The organism is Micromonospora sp. NBRC 107095 (genome assembly GCF_030269705.1).
Lineage (GTDB): Bacteria > Actinomycetota > Actinomycetes > Mycobacteriales > Micromonosporaceae > Micromonospora > Micromonospora parva.
In genome coordinates this window covers 1,977,537-1,991,900 of record NZ_BSTU01000001.1, presented here as the reverse complement: position 1 = coordinate 1,991,900, position 14,364 = coordinate 1,977,537, and the positions used below count along the sequence as shown (strand labels likewise).

Below are 14,364 nucleotides of genomic sequence, written 5' to 3'. Positions count from 1 at the left end.
GATGCTGAGGCTGGTCAGCCGGCGCGCCCGCGCGCAGTGGCCGTTGCTGGCGGCCCTCCTCGGGGTCGTCACGCTCGGCGCGACACTGCTGGGTACCTGCACCCTGCTGGTCACCCGCACCGCCGAGCGGGCGCTGGAGATCGCCATGGCCGACGCCGCCCCCGCCGCCGTCGACGTGACCGTCTACACCGGCACCGTCGAGGGCCCGGACGCGCTATCCGTCGCCGCCGACACCCGCGCCGTGGTGACCTCCGCGCTCGCGCCGTTCCCCGCGACGACGACCGCGCGGGCGTCGACGGTGCTGCGGGCGCTGCCGCCCGCGCTCGCCCCGGGCACCACAGTGCCGGCTCAGGCGTACCTGTCGGGGCTGGACGACCTGCCGGCCCGAGCCGAGCTGATCAGCGGAGGCTGGCCGCGGCACCCGGGCGACGCGGTGCTGCTGGAGTCCACCGCCCACCTGCTCAACCTCACCCCCGGCCGCCAGGTGCGCCTCGGCGCCGAACTGGCCCACGCCCCCGTCCCGGCCGTCGATGTGACGGTCGTCGGCGTGGTTCGCCCGCTGCCGGGGCGCGGCTGGGACCGCGACCCGTTGGCCGCGGCCGGCTCCGCCATCGGCTACCGCGACGGTCGCTTCATGCAGCCGGTCAACGCCTACGGCCCGTTCCTCGTCGACCTCGCCGACCTGTTCACCACCGGCGCCACTGTCGATCGGATGGAGGTCACCGCCCACCCGGACCTGTCCAACCCCAACCGCCGCGACCTGGAGACCGTGGCCGGGGCCATCCGCGGCGCCGACCGCCGGCTGGCCGGCACCCTCGGTGACCGCGTCCAGCTCGCCCGGGTCTCCTCCGACCTGTCGTCGACGGTGCGGGCAGCCGACGACCAGCAGCACGTCACCGCCGCCGTCGTGCTCGCCATCGCCGTCCTCGGCGGTGTCCTGGCCGCTACGGCACTCGTCCTCGCTGGCCGGCTGACCGCGGACCTGCGCGCCGACGAGACCGCCCTGCGGTCCGCCCTGGGCACCAGCCGCCGCCAACTCGCCGCCACCGCGACACTCGAGGCCGGGCTCGTCGCCGCCGTCGCCGCCGCGCTCGCGACACCGGCCTCGTCGGTGGTGCACGCCGGTCTGACCCACCTGCCGCCGCTGGACCGCGCCGGCCTGACCGTCGGGCCGGGCATCACCGGCGCCCAGGTCCTCGCGGTCGTCGGCGGCGCGCTGGCGCTCGCCGCCGTACTCACCGTCCTGGCGGTCCGGCCCGTCCCGGCGGCCGGCGACCGGCGGACCCGCCGGGAACTGCTGGCCCGGTCCGGCGCCGACCTGATCCTCGCGGTGTTCGCCGCCGCCGGCTGGTGGCAGCTGTACGCGCAGCCCACCGCCGCCAGCCCACGCGCCGACGCGGTCCGGGTGCTCGCGCCGGCGCTGTTGCTCACCGCTGGCGCCGCACTGGCGCTCCGGGTGGTGCTACCCGCCCTGCGCGGCGCCGACCGGCTGGCGTACCGCGCTCGCGGGCTGGCGCTTCCGCTGGCGCTCTCCGAGGCCGCCCGCCGGCCGCAGGCGGTCGCCGCCGGGCTGCTCGTCGGGCTGGCCTGCGCGGCCGGAACGTTCGGCGTCGCCTTCGACAGCACGTGGCACCAGTCGCAGCGCGACCAGGGGGCGCTGTCCGTCGGCACCGACCTGGCACTGACCCTCAGCACGGCACCGGTGCCCGGAGATGGCGCGGTCGTCAGCGCGGCCACCGCCGGGGCGGTGAGCCCGGCCCTGCACCGTGGCACCGCCGTCGGTCAGTGGCTCGGCACCGCCGGCGATCCGGCACGCCTGGTCGCCGTCGACACCACCCGCGCCGACGCACTGCTGCGCGGGCGGCTGGACGGCGACCGCGGCTGGGCGGAGCTGGGTGCCACGCTGGCCCCACCCACCCGCGTCACCGGCCTCGCCGTCGCGGCCAACGCCCCGCTCGTCCTGAGCGGAACCGCAGCCGGCGACACCCCGCTCGCCGTGACGCCCCGGCTGCTGCTGCAGGACGCCACCGGCCTCCGCACGTCCTGCACCGGCCCCGCCCTCCCGCTCGACGGCCGGGAGTTCCGGCTGCCCAGCTGCGCGACCGCTGACGGGCTGCGCCTCGTCGCGGTCGCCCTGCCGGTCACCGCCGACCCGGCCGGCGGCACCGTCGCCGTGGCCGTCACGCTCACCGTGCCGTCCGCCGGGTCGACCGACACACCCACTGACGGATCGGACTGGACCGCGACGTCCGCGCCGCCGGTGCCGAACAAGGTGACCGACCCGACCGTCACGCTGTCCGCCACACCGGCCGGAACCGCGCTGCGGATGGCCGCGACCGTCGAGCTCGACGGCGCCCCGGACGCCGCCCGGACACTCGTCGCCACCGCCTTCCCGGACCCCGGCCCAGTGCCCGTCGCCGTCTCCGCCCGCTTTGCCAGCGAGGTGGGTGCCCACACGGGCAGCAAGCTCAGCGTCACGGTCGGCATCACGCCCGTCCCGGTCATCGTCACCGAGGTCGTGCCGACGGTGCCGTCCGCCCCGGGCGCCGTCGCCGTCCTGGCCGACCTGGACATGCTGTCGCGCGCCCGCGCCGTCACCGGCGACCTGACGTTCCCGGTCGACGCCTGGTGGGTCGGCCACCCCGCCGGCCCCGGTGCCGTCGAGCGGGCCACCGCCCTGCACCTGGGCACCGTCACGACCCGCGAGTCGGAGACCACCCGCCTGATCGGCGGTCCGCTGCGCGCCGGGGTGCCGGGCGCGCTCCGGCTCATCGTCCCGGCCGCGGCCCTGCTGCTGCTCGCCGGCGTCGTCCTGCACGTCACCTGCGATCTCCAGGTCCGCGCCGTCGAGGTGGCACGGCTGCGCGGCCTGGGAATGTCCCGGCGGGGCATCCGGGCCGTGCTGCTCGGCCAGCACGCCGGCGTGCTGCTGCCCCTGCTCGCGGCGGGCGCGGCCGTCGGCGCACTCGCCACCCGGGCCGTCGCTCCCCTGCTCGTGCGCTCCGACACCGGCGCCGCGCCCATCCCGGCCGCCCAGCCACACTGGCCGTGGCCAGCCGAGGCCGCACTGCTCGCCGTGCTGCTGGCCGGATGCCTGCTGGCGGTGACCGTCGTGGTCACCGTCCAGGTCCGCCGGGCCGACGCCGCGCACCTGCGGGTGGCGCCGTGAACCCGTGGCTGACCCGCCGGTGGCCGGCGCCGCACTGGCCCAGCATCCGTGGCCGGGCCCGCGCCGACGCCGGTCCGCTGCTGCTCACCGCCGCCGTCATCGCGGCCGTCGCGCTGCTCGCCGGGGCCGTGCCGGCGCTGCTGCGTGCCGCCGCCGACGACGCCGTCCAGGACGCGGTCCGCCGCGCCGGCCACGACGCGAACGTCCTGGTACACGCCGACTGGGAACGCGACGACGGCCCGAACGGCGGGCGGATCCGGACCGCCGGTCTCGCCGACGACGTCGAGGACTTCCGCGCCCGGGCGACATACGCGCTCGGGCCCGACCTGGACGCCGCGCTGCTCCCGCCCGTCGCCGTCGTCAGCGGCCCGATCCTCAGCATCACCGAGGGCAGCGTGCCGCGTACCTTCCAGTTCACCTACCTGGCCGACGACCTCGACGGCCCGGCCGTGACCTGGATCGCCGGCAGTGCGCCCGGCTCCCCCTTCCCCGACGAGCCCGTCGAAGCCCCCTACGACGGGCCGCCGTGGCCGGTGCAGGTCGGCCTCGCCGAGACGGCCGCCGCCGCACTCAACCTCGGCCCCGGCGATCGGCTCCCGGTCAAGGACGGCCAGGGACACGACCGGGACGTGCGGATCAGCGGGATCTACCGCCCCGCGAACAGCACCGACAGCACCTGGCGACTCGCCCCGGCGCTCCTCGGCCCCCGGCCCGGCGCCGACGGTGTGGGGGTCACCCGGTTCGGCGGCCTGCTGTCACGCGAGTCGTTACCGGACGCCCGGCTGGCCGTCAACGAGGACCAACTGCGGCGCACCGTCCACTTCGCCCCCGAACCGGGCGCGCTCACCTGGGACACCACAGCGACGCTCGCCAACCAGGTGGTCGCGCTCAAGGCGACCTCCGGCTCATCAGGTGCCCGCGACGGGTCCCTGCGCTGGGAATCGCAGCTCGACACCACCCTGCGCGACGCCCGTACGCGCGGCAACGCCGCTTCCGCGCAGGCAGCCGTCCTGCTCACCGGGATCCTGACCGTCACGGTACTGGTCCTGCTGCTCGCCGCCGCGCTACTGGTCCACCGCCGTACCCCGGCGTTGGGTGCCGCCCGGCAGCGCGGGGCGGCGTTACCCGACCTGGCCGCGGAGCTGACCATCGAGTCCACAGTGGTGTCGGTGTCGGCCGCCGCCGTCGGGCTCGCGCTCGCCCGCGCGGTCACTCCGGGCATCTCCTGGACCTGGGCCGTTCCCGTGGTCCTGGCCGGCGCGGTCGCCGGGCCGGCGTTCGGCACCCTCGCCGCCGCCCGCGCCAGCCGCGACCGACGCCAGCCCGCCAACCCGGCCGCTCGGCGGTGGATCCGGACCACCGGCCATCTGCGCCGCGCCGCCGTGGAGGCGGCTGTCCTGATCGCCGCGGTCGCCGGGTTCGTCACGCTGCACCAGCGTGGGCTCCTGCCCGACGCCGTCGACGGCGACACCGGTGAGCTGACCGGCGACGTGGTCCTGCCGATCAGCGCCCTCGCTCTGGGTGGGCTCGTCGGCGCGCTGGTCCTGCTCCGGCTGCTGCCCCTCGGGGCGCGGTTCGCGCTCCGCCAGGCGCTGCGCTCGCGTCGCCCGCTGGCCGTGTTCGGTGCCGCCCGGGCGGCCACCACGGCCGGACGCGCGTTGCCGCTGCTGGTCCTGGTCAGCGCCACGGCGCTCGCGTCGTTCGCGCTCATCCTCGGCAGCACCGTCACCCGGGGTCTGGCCGACGGCGCGTGGAGCACCGTCGGCGCCGACGCCCGCCTCGACCTCGGCGCCGACGCGGAGGCGGCGACGCCCGCACTGGCCGAACGCGTCGCCACCGCACCCGGGGTACAGCAGGTCGTCGTCGCGCAGGTGACCGACTCGGCGCGCGTCTTCGCCGGATCAACGCTGTTCACGCCACGCCTGGTCGTCGTGGACGCCGCCGCGTTCCAGCGCCTGCTGGCCACCACCCCGCTGCCCGACGCGCCGGCGCTGGCCCGGCTCACCGCACCGGCTCCCGCCCCCGGTGACATCCCGGCGCTGGTCCTGTCGAACGACGGCGAACTGCGGACCGGCACCCGGTTGCAGCTACCCCGCGACGACGCTCCGGCGATCCGTCTCGCCGCGGTCGGTACCGCGCCCGCCGTCGGCGGCGCCGGCGACGTCGTCGTCGTGGACGCCACGGCCCTCGCCGCCGCCGGGCTGCCCGCCGTCCCGAACACCGTCTGGGTGACCGGTCCCGGCGCGGCGCGGGCCGTGTCGAACAGCGACGTCGCCGCCGACGTCGTGCTACGCGCGGACGTCCTGCGCTCGCAGCGGGTGGCTCCGCTGACCGCGGGGCTGCTACGGCTGGCGTGGACGGCCACCGCGGTGCTGGTGGCGCTGGGGCTGCTCGGCCTCCTGCTCGCCGCCGCCGCCGGTACGTCGGAGCGGTGGCACACACTGGTCCGGCTGCGCACCCTCGGCCTGCGGCCCCGCGACGCCCGCTGGGTCGCCGCCGGAGAGCTGCTGCCGCCGGTCGTGGTCACCGCCGGGTACGGCCCGCTACTCGGGGCCCTGCTGGCCCGCCTGACGCTCGGCCCGCTCGACCTGCGGCTGCTCACCGGCCAGACCGCCGACCCGGCGACGGTCCTGCCGTGGTGGCTGCTCGGCCTGGTGGGCGTGGTGCTGCTGGCGGTGGCCGCCAGTGTCGTCCCGGTCGAGTCGGCGCTGCGGCGACGCGACCGGCTCAGTGAGGTGCTCCGCGCCGGCGAGTGAACGGCTGCGGGCCGCAACGCCGAGGCCCGTCACCGGATGTCCGGTAACGGGCCAGTCGATGTGCCGGTGAAGATGGTGGGCGATACTGGGTTTGAACCAGTGACCTCTTCCGTGTCAAGGAAGCGCGCTCCCACTGCGCCAATCGCCCGTGGTGGCCCCCGTGGGGGGCAGATCGCGAGCGGACGACGGGATTCGAACCCGCGACCCTCACCTTGGCAAGGTGATGCGCTACCAGCTGCGCTACGTCCGCACGTCCCCGACTCGCGTCGGCGACAGGTGAACTCTACCCGATGCCAAGATCGCTTGGCACGGCACCCTTGCCGGCCGGCGGTTGCGCTGGTCGCCACCGGGGTACTGAAGGGCTCGACAGCGCACCACACCCCCTTAAGGAGGCTGTCGTGGGTATCGGCACCAGCATCTTCCTGATCGCGCTCGGCGCGATCCTCACCTTCGCACTGGACGCGAGCGTCGGCGGCATCAACCTCGACGTGGTCGGCTGGATCCTGATGGGCGCCGGGCTGCTCGGCCTGATCATGACCACGCTGATCTGGGGTCGCCGCCGCCAGGTGGTCACCACCACCGAACAGCCGGTGGAGTACCGCCAGGTCGAGGAGCGGCGGGACATCGCGCCGCCGCTGTGACCCGGCCCTCCGGCGTCGCTGACGGCACCGCCCGGATCACCGTGACGACGAGCCGGCCGCCCCGCTGAGGGACGGCCGGCTCGGGCGGTCAGTCCAGACAGGTGAGCGCGACCTCGGCGTACCGGGTCAGCGCCGCCCGGTCCGGGTTGATGGCGCCCATCACGCGCAGACCCTGGAGGCTGGTCACCAGGAAGCCGGCCAGGTCGGTGGCGCTGCGGTCGGTGCTGACCTGACCTCGCAACTGTGCCTCGGCGAGCAGGTCGTAGAGCGCCAACTCCAGGGACTGGGTGGTCGAGCGGAGCCGCTCGGCGACGCGCACGTCCTGGTGCGCGCGTTCCATCGAGGCGCCGACGATGAGGCAGGAGAGGTGCCGGCCGTCGCCGGTGATGTCGTCCACCGCGCCGATGAAGACCTCCCGGATGACCGCTCGCGCGTCGTTGCCGGAGCGCAGCAGATCGACCATCGGGGCGGCATAGCGCTGCCGGTACAGGTCGAGCACCGCCAGGTAGAGGCCGTCCTTACTGCCGAACGCGGCGTAGATCGAGCCGCTGCCCAGGCCGGTCGCCTCGGACAGGTCACGCATGGAGGTGCCCTCGTAACCCTTTCTCCGGAACACGTCCATGGCAGCGTTGACCGCGGCGTCGAGGTCGAACTCACGGGTACGTGCCATGACCGAACCCTATCCACTATCTGGAACGATCGACAAAGTACCGCCGGTCACAGCCGCCGAGCCGGTCCGTTTCCGCTGGCCGGGGCGGGTGCCGGCCACCGCGTTACGATCCAGATCATGGAGCCTCTCGACACGGTGCTGGCCGCGCACCGGGCGTACCTGCTCGGGTGGAACATCGGCGTCGCCGGAGGCCCGGACCTCCCGACCTACCGCAGTGACGTGCCGCACGCACCCCTCAATGGCGTGCTGCGGGTGGCCGGGCGCACCCCGCACGACGCGCTCACCGAGGCCCGGCAACGCCTGCACGGCGTACCCCGGATCTGGTGGGTCGGCCCGGACAGCGACGCCGGCACCGCGGACGGCCTGATCTCCCTCGGCGCGGTGGAGGTCGCCCGCATGCCGATCATGACGGCGGAGATCGGAGCGGCGGCCTACGTGCCGACGCCCGCCGGCGTGCACATCGCCGAGACCGCCGACCTCGCCACGTTCGTCCCGGCCTATGCCCGGGTATCCGGAATTCCGGCGGACGGTGTGGCGGCGACGATCGAACGGGAGAAGGCGTTCACCGGCGACGGCACGGTGCTCCGGCTCGCCGGCCACCTCGATGACGGTCCGGTCGTCGCGACGGCCGTCGCCTGGATCAGCCACGGCCTGGTCACGCTCTACTTCGTCGGCACCCAGCCGGAGCAGCGTCGCCGGGGCATCGGCGCAGCCATGACCAGGGCCGCCCTCGATCTGGCTGCCGAGCGGGGCGTCCGCACCGCCGCCCTCACCGCGTCGGCGGTCGGTGAGTCGGTCTACCGCAGCCTCGGTTTCCGGCCGGTGGGCGAGTTCCGCCTGTTGACCTTCTGACGGGCGAACGGGCGCGGGCCGGCGCAAACCATTGACTACGCGGTTCAGACAGCGTTGTCTTTTACTGTCGCCTGGGGAGGTACGACAGTGATCGACGATGTGTCCCTCGTGTTCTGCGTGACCGCTGACGTGTCGGTGCGCGAACGGATGGTCCGGCGCCTCAACGGCCTGGGCACCCTGGTGATCTGCGCCGACCTCGCGGAGTTGCAGGCGATGATCGGCGGACCGGTGATCAGCGGCCCGGCCCGGGTCGCCACCTCCACCACCGCACCCACGCCCGCTCCCGTCGCAGCCGGTGCACCTGTCGGCGCGGCCGGCCAGATCAGCCTCGGCAACCTCACCATCGACCCGCTTGAACACCGGGTGACGTGGCGCGGAGAACCGCTGGCCCTGACCCGACTCGAACGCAACCTGCTCACCCAGCTCGCCACCGCCCCGGTCGGCGTCTGGACGTACGAGCGGCTTTTCGAATCGGTCTGGGGCTGTGCGTTCCTCGGTGACACGTCGACCCTGCACTCGGCGGTGAAGCGGCTACGCCGCAAACTGCGCGCCGCCGACGACACTCTGCGGGTGCACACCGTGCGCGGGATCGGTTACCGACTCAGCGTTGACTGACGACCGACGGGCCACAAGCGGAACGGCTCGCCACCGGGTCTTCCGGTGACGAGCCGTTCTTCTCTGGTGGGCGATACTGGGTTTGAACCAGTGACCTCTTCCGTGTCAAGGAAGCGCGCTCCCACTGCGCCAATCGCCCGTGCTTGTTGCCGAGGTGGGGACGGGATTTGAACCCGCGTACACGGCTTTGCAGGCCGTTGCCTCGCCTCTCGGCCACCCCACCGAGGTTGCCCCCGTCATGCGTGGCGGCATCTCCGAGCGGACGACGGGATTCGAACCCGCGACCCTCACCTTGGCAAGGTGATGCGCTACCAGCTGCGCTACGTCCGCACGCCCCCGGACGTTCCCGGGTGACGGATGAGAACTTTAGCCGAGTAGGTGTTTGACTGCCAACTCGGGGTCGCCTCGGCGCGTCCCGGGTGGTCGGGGCTGGACCGGAGTCACCTCCGGCAGGCTTCCTAGGGGGCTGACCTGATGTCCGAAACCCCCACCGACCGTCACCCTCCGACATCACTAGGCAATCATCGTCATCATCTGGTCGCACACCCGACCGTCGATGCCTCCGGGCCCGGGCACCGGGCGACAGACCTCGACGAACACTCTCCAAGAAACGACCGGGAACACGCGGAAGAAGTGTCCGGCTTCCGACTGTCAGCGCGCGGATCGACGCGTGGTGGTAACTGTTCGTGTTCGATCAGATGGGCTACGGTAACGGTCGTGACGAGACGTGCGGCCGAGATCCGCCTGGATGCCCTGCTGCGCACCGCCTGCGACGTGATCGTGGAGCGCGGTCTGGCCAACACCCGGACGGCGGACGTGGCGAACGCCGCGGGCGTGAGTCAGGCGTTGGTCTTCTACCACTTCGCCACCAAGGAGCGGCTGCTCGCGCAGGCCTTCGCGTACGCGGTCGAACAGGACCTGGCCCGGCTGGACGCGGTGACCCGCTCCTCCGCCCCGCCGTTGACCAAGCTCCGCCGGATCCTCAAGCTCTACACCCCGGCCGGGCGGGCGACCTCCTGGTCGATGTGGATCGACGGCTGGTCGGAATCCCTGCGCACCCCCGAACTGGAGAAGGTCTCCCGCCGCCTCGACCTGCGCTGGCGGCAGGACCTGGCCGCGGTGATCTCCGCCGGGGTTGCCGACGGCACCTTCCAGTGCGCCGACCCCGACGGGGCCGCCTGGCGGATCAGCGCGGTGATGGACGGGCTTGCCGTCCAACTCGCCGTGCACGACCGGGTGATCTCCCGCCGGCAGTTCGGCGAGTGGGTCCGGCTGGTCACCGCCCGAGAGCTCGGCCTGGACCCCGCCGACCTGGACTGAGCCGGGCGACCCCGCACCGATCCGCCGCACCAGGCCGGGCAAAACGGACTCGGCACGCCCCGCCGACCGGAACAATCGGCAGCATGGATCTGCTGGAGGCGTACCGTCGGAGCCTGGCCGAATTCGTCGACCGGGTGGACCAGATCGAGCCCGGCCAGTGGTCCGACCCGACACCGTGCTCGGACTGGGACGTCCGCACGCTGGTCAACCACGTGGTGACCGAGGACCGGTGGAGCGTTCCGCTGCTCGCCGGGCGGACCATCGACGAGGTCGGCGACCGGCTCGACGGTGACCAACTGGGCGCCGACCCGATCGCCACCGCGCGGGAGGCCGCCGCACAGGCCGAGATCGCCGCCACCCACCCCGGCACGATCGACCGCACCGTGCACCTCTCCAGCGGCGACACACCGGCCGCCGAGTACCTCCGGCAACTCCTCGCCGAGCACCTCGTGCACGGCTGGGACGTGGCGGTGGCGATCGGCGCGCAGCCGCGGTTCGACCCGGACGTGGTGCGCGCCGCCGCCCGGTGGTTCGCCGGCCAGGTCGACGCCTACCAGCGCAACAACCTGGTCCACACCGGGGTACGGGTGCCCGACGACGCCGACGAGCAGGACCGTCTGCTGGCCGCGTTCGGCCGCGACCCGGACTGGACGCCCCCGGCCTGACCGTCCACCGGCCCGGCCCCGACGTCGGGTGGCCTGCGCCGGCCGGACGCTTCGAGGGGGCGCCACGTCCGGCCGGCGCGGTCGGGGTGGTCAGCGGGCGTACCGCCGGGTGGCCGCGGGGTGACGGCGCTGGCGCTCCCGCAGCTGGCGCCGGGCCGGCGGGTGGACGTTGGCCAGGTCCAGGTCGCCGCCGTAGTGGGCGAGCACCCGGTGGTCCATCACCCGCCGCCACAGCGGGGGCACCAGCGCGGCGACGACCATGGTGGCGTAGCCGGCCGGCAGTCGCGGCGAGACGTCGAAGCTGCGCAGGGTCTGGTACCGGCGCAGCGGGTTGGCGTGGTGGTCGCTGTGCCGCTGGAGCTGGAAGAGGAAGACGTTGGTGACGGTCCGGTCGCTGTTCCAGCTGTGCCGGGGGTCGACCTTCTCGTAGCAGCCGGCGGCGGTGCGCGCTGCCGAGCCAGCCCGTAGTGCTCCAGGTAGTTGACCACCTCGAGCAGGGAGAAGCCGACCACGGCCTGGAGGGCCAGGAATGGCAGCACCGCCCGGCCGAGGACGATCGCCAGCGCGGCGTAGAGCACCAGCGTCATCGCCCAGGCGTTGAGGACGTCGTTGCGGTGCATCCAGGGGCTCCGGCCGCGCGGCCGGAACCGGCTGGTCTCCAGCCGCCAGGCCGACCGCAGGCTGCCCCAGACGGTACGCGGCCAGAACGCCCAGAAGCTTTCCCCCAGCCGCGAGCTGGCCGGGTCCTCCGGGGTGGCGACCCGGGTGTGGTGGCCCCGGTTGTGCTCGACGTAGAAGTGCCCGTAGCCGGTCGGCGCGAGGGCCACCTTGGACAGCCACCGTTCCGCCGTCTCCCGCTTGTGCCCCAGCTCGTGGGCGGTGTTGATGGCGATGCCGTTGACCACGCCGACGGTGGCCACCAGGCCGGCCGCGCCGAGCCACGACAGCTCGCCGCGGACCCAGACCGCGCTGCAGAGCACCAGCGCCGCGTACTGGGCGGGCAGGTAGAGGTAAGTGAGCCAGCGGTAGTAGCCGTCGGCCTGCAACCGGGGCACCGCCTCCTCGGGCGGGTTGCGGCGGTCGTCGCCGAGCAGCACGTCGCGATCGCCGGGGTGAGCCCGAAGACCACCGCCGGGGTGAGCCACCACGTCCAGGTGCCGCCGGTGCTCCGCCAGCCCAGCCAGCCGAGGAAGGGCAGCGCCGGGACGAGCAGGGCCAGCGGCCAGAACGGCCGGCGGGGGTCGCGCCAGACGGTGGACGGGACGGTCGGTTCGACACCAGCGGCCATGGCCACTCTCCTACTCCGGGGGTCCTGCCTCCCGACTGTGGCAGCCGCCGCAGCCTTCTTGTAAAGCAAACAATCCAAGAATCGGACACTAAGCTAAAAATACCCCCTAAGTCACTTCAGTTCCTATAGCGTCACCTGCCAGGAAACCTCCAGGATCGGAGCCACGAGAGCCGGCTGACCGGCCCGCGCGGCGGAATGGTGGGACATGAAGCGGTGGGGCCACGGTGACGGGTCGAACTTTCGAGGCGACATCGAGGGGATGCGTGCCCTGGCGGTCGTCCTGGTGCTGATCGGGCACGCCGGGGTGAACGGTCTGCCCGGCGGCTTCGTCGGAGTCGACGTCTTCTTCGTCATCTCCGGCTTCCTGATTACCGGCATGCTCGTCAGGGAACTGGCCGACACCGGCCGGATCTCCATCGTGGACTTCTACACCCGCCGGGCCCGGCGCCTGCTGCCCGCGGCCGGCGTGGTCCTCGTCGCCAGCCTGCTGCTCGCGTACCTCTTCCTGCCCCGCCTGCGCTGGTCGAGCACCGGCTGGGACGTGCTGGCCAGCGGCCTCTACGCGATGAACTGGCGGCTGGCCGAACAGGCGGTCAACTACCTCCAGGCCGACGAGGCCCCCAGCATCCTGCAACACTTCTGGTCCCTCGCCGTCGAGGAGCAGTTCTACCTGATCTGGCCGATGCTGCTGCTCGTCCTCGCCCGGACCCTGCGCCGACGGCGCCACCGGCTCGACCGGGGGCGGCTGGACCGGGGGCGACTCGAACGACGCCTGCTGATCGGGCTGGCGCTGGTGGCGATCCCCTCGCTGGCCTGGTCCATCCATCTCTCCGAGGCGAACCCGGCCCGCGCCTACTTCGTCACCACCACCCGGATGTGGGAACTCGCCCTCGGCGCCGGCCTGGCCATCCTCGGTAGACACCTGATCCGGATACCCCGCGTGCTCGCCGCCGCGCTCGGCTGGGCCGGCGTCGCCGCCATCGTCGTCGCCGCGCTGGTGACCACACCGGACCTGCCCTTCCCCGGCCATCTCGCGTTGCTGCCGACGCTCGGCGCGGCCGCGGTGATAGCCGCCGGCGCGGCGGCCGGCCGGGCCGGGCCCGTCCTGCTGCTCGGCCTGCCGCCAATGCGCGCCCTGGGCGCCCTGTCCTACTCGCTCTACCTGTGGCACTGGCCGCTGCTGGTGGCCGCCGAGGCGAAGTTCGGCGAACTCCGTCCGGCGGCAGGGCTCGCCGTCGTCGCGCTGTCGGTCGTACCGGCCGCGCTGACCTACCGCTTCGTGGAGAACCCGATCAGGTTCTCGGTGGTCCTGCCCCGGCAGGCCGCCCAGCTCGGCGCGCTGGCCACCGGCGCCCCGGTGATCGCCGCCCTGCTGTTCCAGCTGACCGTATGGCCGCCGGCCAGGCCACCATCCGACATCGCCGCCATGATGCCGCCGCTCGACATCTCCGCGAGCGGTTCGGCCGAGCCGAGACGGTCCAACTTCGGTGCCGACGTGCTGGGCAGGAAGCCCCGGAGCAGCCCGGCCGGCGTGCCGGTGGACCGGGTCGACACCATCACGCCGGACGCGCTCTCCGCCCCCCTGGACCTGCCGGACACGTACCGGCAGGACTGCCTGCTCGAGGTGACGGAGTACGAACCGCGGCCCTGCTCGTACGGTGACCCCAACTCCAGCTTCACCATGGTGCTCGCGGGAGACTCGCACGCGGCACACTGGCTGCCGGCGCTCAAGGCCGTCGCGGAGGCGAACAAGTGGCGGCTGATCACCCAGATCAAGGGCAGCTGCCCGGTGGAGAACACGCCGGTGCTGTACAAGACGAACACCCCGTTCGACGCCTGCACGGAATGGAACAAGCGGCTCCGGGCGACCCTGACCGGCCCCGACAAGCCGCAGCTGCTCATCCTCTCCAGCCTGACCTACCAGCCGGTGCCGAAGGGGGAACCGCTGCAGGGCGTGGCCGCCCTGCGGGCGCGTACCGACGCGTTGCGGGACACCTGGTCGGAACTCGCGGACGCCGGCGTCCGGACCGTGGTCATCCGGGACACCCCCTACTTCCCGTTCAACGTCGCGGAGTGCGTGTCGAAGAACCCGGAGAAGCTGACCAGGTGCAGCGCGCCGAGAGAGAAGGCGCTGGAGATCAGCCAGCCGCAGGCGGAGGCCGCGAAGGGACTCGACGACATCCGTTTCGTCGACCTGAACGACGCCATCTGCCCGGCCGAGCGCTGCGCGCCGGTGATCGGCGGCGTGCTGATCTACCGGGACGCCGCCCACCTCACCGCCACCTACTCGCGCACCCTGGCGCCCCGCCTGCACGAGGCGCTGCGCGAGGACCTGAACTGAGCGGGCCGCTCCGCCGACCCGCCGCCGCGCCGGAGCCCGCCACGCCG

The 14,364-nt window shown here is 73.6% G+C and carries 9 protein-coding genes, 5 tRNA genes and 1 pseudogene; 8 read left to right on the top strand and 7 right to left on the bottom strand.

Translation table 11 applies throughout. The annotated features are described in order from the left end of the window. Nucleotide 1: 1 nt before the first annotated feature. Complete coding sequence (locus QSK15_RS09330) at nucleotides 2-3,169, top strand: permease (RefSeq protein WP_285793768.1); 3,168 nt, start codon at nucleotides 2-4, stop codon at nucleotides 3,167-3,169. Beyond that, complete coding sequence (locus QSK15_RS09325; protein WP_285793767.1) at nucleotides 3,166-5,925, top strand: FtsX-like permease family protein; 2,760 nt, start codon at nucleotides 3,166-3,168, stop codon at nucleotides 5,923-5,925. The genes QSK15_RS09330 and QSK15_RS09325 overlap by 4 nt, the downstream gene beginning before the upstream one ends. 73 nt (nucleotides 5,926-5,998) lie before the next feature. Here the strand turns inward: QSK15_RS09325 and QSK15_RS09320 are convergent. Both QSK15_RS09320 and QSK15_RS09315 read right to left on the bottom strand, forming a co-directional pair. Further along, nucleotides 5,999-6,073: transfer RNA gene (locus QSK15_RS09320), tRNA-Val, on the bottom strand. Between the two features lie 29 nt (nucleotides 6,074-6,102). Continuing rightward, nucleotides 6,103-6,175, bottom strand: a tRNA-Gly gene (locus QSK15_RS09315). 148 nt (nucleotides 6,176-6,323) lie between these two features. Between QSK15_RS09315 and QSK15_RS09310 the strand changes: the two genes are divergently transcribed. Next, on the top strand, nucleotides 6,324-6,566 hold the full coding sequence (locus QSK15_RS09310; protein WP_030336096.1) for a DUF6458 family protein: 243 nt from the start codon (nucleotides 6,324-6,326) through the stop codon (nucleotides 6,564-6,566). An 88-nt stretch (nucleotides 6,567-6,654) separates the two neighbouring features. Here the strand turns inward: QSK15_RS09310 and QSK15_RS09305 are convergent, their stop codons facing one another. Beyond that, nucleotides 6,655-7,236, bottom strand: coding sequence for a TetR/AcrR family transcriptional regulator (locus QSK15_RS09305; protein ID WP_285793766.1), 582 nt, complete (start codon nucleotides 7,234-7,236; stop codon nucleotides 6,655-6,657). Nucleotides 7,237-7,353: 117 nt separating this feature from the next. On the opposite strand from QSK15_RS09305, the gene QSK15_RS09300 reads away from it, so the two are divergent. Next, nucleotides 7,354-8,088 carry a GNAT family N-acetyltransferase gene (locus QSK15_RS09300; protein WP_285793765.1) on the top strand — a complete coding sequence of 245 codons (735 nt, stop codon included), beginning with the start codon at nucleotides 7,354-7,356 and terminating at the stop codon, nucleotides 8,086-8,088. A gap of 129 nt (nucleotides 8,089-8,217) precedes the next feature. Further along, on the top strand, nucleotides 8,218-8,703 hold the full coding sequence (locus tag QSK15_RS09295; protein ID WP_285794370.1) for a winged helix-turn-helix domain-containing protein: 486 nt from the start codon (nucleotides 8,218-8,220) through the stop codon (nucleotides 8,701-8,703). Nucleotides 8,704-8,767: 64 nt separating this feature from the next. Here the strand turns inward: QSK15_RS09295 and QSK15_RS09290 are convergent. The 3 genes from QSK15_RS09290 to QSK15_RS09280 form a co-directional block, all read right to left on the bottom strand. Next, a tRNA-Val gene (locus tag QSK15_RS09290) sits at nucleotides 8,768-8,842 on the bottom strand. 13 nt (nucleotides 8,843-8,855) lie between these two features. Beyond that, nucleotides 8,856-8,926, bottom strand: a tRNA-Cys gene (locus tag QSK15_RS09285). Nucleotides 8,927-8,960: 34 nt separating this feature from the next. Next, a tRNA-Gly gene (locus QSK15_RS09280) sits at nucleotides 8,961-9,033 on the bottom strand. A gap of 387 nt (nucleotides 9,034-9,420) precedes the next feature. On the opposite strand from QSK15_RS09280, the gene QSK15_RS09275 reads away from it, so the two are divergent. Together QSK15_RS09275 and QSK15_RS09270 are read left to right on the top strand one after the other, a co-directional pair. Next, nucleotides 9,421-10,023, top strand: coding sequence for a TetR/AcrR family transcriptional regulator (locus tag QSK15_RS09275; RefSeq protein ID WP_278138192.1), 603 nt, complete (start codon nucleotides 9,421-9,423; stop codon nucleotides 10,021-10,023). Between the two features lie 83 nt (nucleotides 10,024-10,106). Next, a complete protein-coding gene (locus QSK15_RS09270; protein ID WP_285793764.1) occupies nucleotides 10,107-10,688 on the top strand; it encodes a TIGR03086 family metal-binding protein in 582 nt (193 codons plus the stop codon). A 90-nt stretch (nucleotides 10,689-10,778) separates the two neighbouring features. Here the strand turns inward: QSK15_RS09270 and QSK15_RS09265 are convergent. Then, nucleotides 10,779-11,976 (bottom strand): annotated as a pseudogene (locus tag QSK15_RS09265) (alkane 1-monooxygenase). A gap of 205 nt (nucleotides 11,977-12,181) precedes the next feature. On the opposite strand from QSK15_RS09265, the gene QSK15_RS09260 reads away from it, so the two are divergent. After that, nucleotides 12,182-14,317: an acyltransferase family protein gene (locus tag QSK15_RS09260; protein ID WP_285793763.1), complete on the top strand. Its 2,136-nt coding sequence runs from the start codon at nucleotides 12,182-12,184 to the stop codon at nucleotides 14,315-14,317. The last annotated feature ends 47 nt before the right edge of the window (nucleotides 14,318-14,364 follow it).

What these genes read in the sequence shown, in the direction of transcription:
- QSK15_RS09305 (WP_285793766.1), bottom strand. Translation starts at nt 7,236, where the DNA reads ATGGCACGTACCCGTGAGTTCGACCTCGACGCCGCGGTCAACGCTGCC.
- QSK15_RS09260 (WP_285793763.1), top strand. Translation starts at nt 12,182, where the DNA reads ATGAAGCGGTGGGGCCACGGTGACGGGTCGAACTTTCGAGGCGACATC.
- QSK15_RS09270 (WP_285793764.1), top strand. Translation starts at nt 10,107, where the DNA reads ATGGATCTGCTGGAGGCGTACCGTCGGAGCCTGGCCGAATTCGTCGAC.
- QSK15_RS09300 (WP_285793765.1), top strand. Translation starts at nt 7,354, where the DNA reads ATGGAGCCTCTCGACACGGTGCTGGCCGCGCACCGGGCGTACCTGCTC.
- QSK15_RS09330 (WP_285793768.1), top strand. Translation starts at nt 2, where the DNA reads ATGCTGAGGCTGGTCAGCCGGCGCGCCCGCGCGCAGTGGCCGTTGCTG.